This window comes from Candidatus Binataceae bacterium (assembly GCA_035308025.1).
Lineage (GTDB): Bacteria > Desulfobacterota > Binatia > Binatales > Binataceae > JAJPHI01.
Window position 1 is genome coordinate 1 of record DATGHL010000005.1, and the last position, 2,751, is coordinate 2,751.

Below are 2,751 nucleotides of genomic sequence, written 5' to 3' on the forward strand. Positions count from 1 at the left end.
GGATTTGGTGTTGGCGGCGTCCCCGGCAGCCGCTTTCGGGGGGTGAAGGGCGCCAGTTCTTCGGCCATGATGACCCAGGGCGCGCCCTTACAAAGCTGTTTCCCCTTGATGTCGCCGCGTTGGATCATGCGCAGCGCCGACATCGCGGTGACTCCGATGATTTGCGCCGCTGCTTCGAGCGTCAACTCGCCGCGCTCGGCCCATTCGCCGTCACGATAGACCGCTATGCCGTGGTGGCAGCGGAATGAGCGCACGCGCGGTTCGGTCCAGCCGTTGCCGCGTCCGGTCGGCTTGCCGGCGCGATTGAGGAGACGCGCGATTTGCCGATCGGGCATTTGTCGCGCCAACCCGCGGATCAGCGACAAGGTATCCTCGGGTATCGTCCAACGGTGCTTGCCAACTCCATTCATTTTCAACTTCAGCGCGGTGTGGTCCCCTCCTTGCCAATGCAGGATCATTTCGATGAAGCCGCCGTCGAGGCGCACGACGATTTCGTTCAGAGCCGCACGCAAGATCCTCTTGCGCGTCGCGGTAGTCGCGGCCGGATGCGACCAGGCCTGATCGAGATCCGCGCCGAGTTGCATCAAGCGCTGTCGCTCCTGCTCACTCAATAGCGCCGGTTTCTTCGCCTCCAGCACCGCGATTTCCCCTTCGATCCGGCGCACGCCTTGCAACGCCTCGTTCCAGCGGCGTTCCAACTCGCCGGCCACAAGGCGATTTGCTGGGTCGACGGCATCGTATTGGCGACGTGCATGGGAGGCCTCGAAATGCGCCTGTTGCAACGCCAGCTCCAGTTGCCGCCGGGCGGCCGACGCTTCGCTCCTCTGAGCTTGCAGCGCCCTGAGCGCGGCATCGACGCCGAGCGGTTTCAAGACCCGGAGAACCTCGGCGCCAACAGCATCATCAGCGCGAAATGCGCCAAACGAGATGCATCGTTGCGTTCCGTGGTTCACGAGAGCGCCTAGGCAGTAATAGCGCCCGGTCTTGCCGCCATAGCCCACATACAGCTTGCGGCCGCAATGGCCGCAACGCAGGAGCCCCGCCAGAAGCAGTCCACCCGTCCGCACTGCGCCTCTGGCCGAGGCGCTCCCCTTGCCGGTCGCATTGTCGGCAATCACCTGCTGGTTACGCTCGAACTCGCTCCAGGTGATATAGCCCTCGTGCTGATCTTGGAGCAGAACATCCCACTGCGCCTGAGAGCGCCGCAATCCGCGTCTTACGCGTTTGCGACCGTTCTCGACGCTGACCTTGCTCGCAGTGCGCCCAAAGGCGTATGCGCCGGCATAGACAGGGTTGGTCAGGAGGTTGTGCACGGAGTTGTAAAGCGGCGCCCTCCAGACGATTCCGCGCACGTCCGCCGCCTTGTGAGACTTGACGGGCAATGCGATTCCCTCGTCGCGCAGCCAGATGTGAACCTGACGAACGCTTCGGAACTCGGAAAACTTCGAAAATACCAGCTTTAAGGCGTCCTGAACGCGCAGGTCGGGGTCCTTCTCGATCCGGTCGCGCCCGACTTTGACATAGCCGGCTGCAACGCGGAGGAATAGCGCGCCTCGGCGCGCTTTCAGCTTCAACGCCTCATGCGAGCGCTGTCGGAACAGTGATAGCTCCAGTTCGCTCATCGTGCCTTTCATGCCCAGCAACAGGCGGTCGTTGGGATGGCGCGGATCATAGACGCCATCCTCGTCCAAAAGAATAGTCCCAACCAGTCCGCAGAACTCGATCAGCGTGTGCCAGTCGCGGCCATTGCGGGCCAGGCGAGACGCCTCGATTGCGAGCACGGCGCCAACACGCCCCTCGCAGATCGCCGCCAGAAGGCGCTCGAAGCCGGGTCGATTGGCGCCGCCCCCAGAACGGCCAAGATCGTCATCAATAACCTCGACCGACGCCCAACCGAGCTGACGCGCGCGCTCGGCAAGGCCATATTGTCGCCGACGGCTTTCCTGATTGTGTATGAGTTGGTCGGCAGTCGACTGTCTGATGTAGACAAACGCGCCGCGGCTCAGATGCTCAACGGTGATCTTGGTCATCGCCGGCCTCCCCGACGCCCAGTGCCGCTACGATTTCGAGAAGCAGCGCTTCTATCAGCGCCGCAAGATGGATCTTCTGCACTGGCGCCAGGACGGCAGGCGGCTCGTCCTGATCGAATAGATCTGGTTGGGCATCTTCGCACTTCCTCGTCATCATGGGCTTTCTCCACCTTCGAGTCGGATGGAAGAAAACTTAGAAGCGCGTCGATCTCGGAGCGCAAAGATCGCAGGACATCAAGGGAAAAGCCCGGCTCGACGCAGAGTTGGTGATGCGCAGAAGATTCGTGGGTCATCCACGCGGGAATGCATGCGACGGACCCATCCGGTTGCGGAATGGCGACCAGATCAACTCCCCGGCAGGCGAATTGCCTGAGAATAGGCACGGTCTCACCGCATTGGGGATGGAACCGATAGTATATCTGCCTCTCGCTATGCGGTTGACGAGTAGTATGTGGCTGTTCTGAGCAGGACTTGGATGACCCGGATATCGACGTTCTGTTCGAGCAGATGCGTGGCGAAGCTGTGGCGCAAAGTGTGCGGAGACACGCGCTTGGCGATTCCCGCCGCCCGCGCCGCCGCGGAAACGGCGCGGCACAGCTGTCGGGCCGACATCGGGTTGACCGGATCGAGCCCGGGAAACAGCCAGCCCCGCGGCTGCGCGACCTGCCGCCAGTCGCGCAGCAACTCCAGCAGTTGCGGCGAGAGCATGACGAAGCGATCC

General features: G+C 62.5%; 3 protein-coding genes. 1 reads left to right on the top strand and 2 read right to left on the bottom strand.

Going from position 1 to position 2,751, the window contains the following annotated elements; all coding sequences use genetic code 11:
- The coding region (locus tag VKS22_01170; GenBank protein HLW69210.1) for a recombinase family protein at positions 1 to 2,030 on the bottom strand (2,030 nt) is incomplete at its 3' end.
- Here VKS22_01170 and VKS22_01175 point away from each other — a divergent pair.
- Positions 2,017 to 2,151 (top strand): hypothetical protein, encoded by a 135-nt coding sequence (locus VKS22_01175; protein ID HLW69211.1) that lies wholly within the window; start codon positions 2,017 to 2,019, stop codon positions 2,149 to 2,151. The two genes, VKS22_01170 and VKS22_01175, sit on opposite strands and share 14 nt — an antisense overlap.
- Before the next feature lie 308 nt (positions 2,152 to 2,459).
- Here VKS22_01175 and VKS22_01180 read toward each other — a convergent pair.
- A partial coding sequence (locus VKS22_01180) for a tyrosine-type recombinase/integrase (GenBank protein HLW69212.1) occupies positions 2,460 to 2,751 on the bottom strand: 292 nt, incomplete at its 5' end.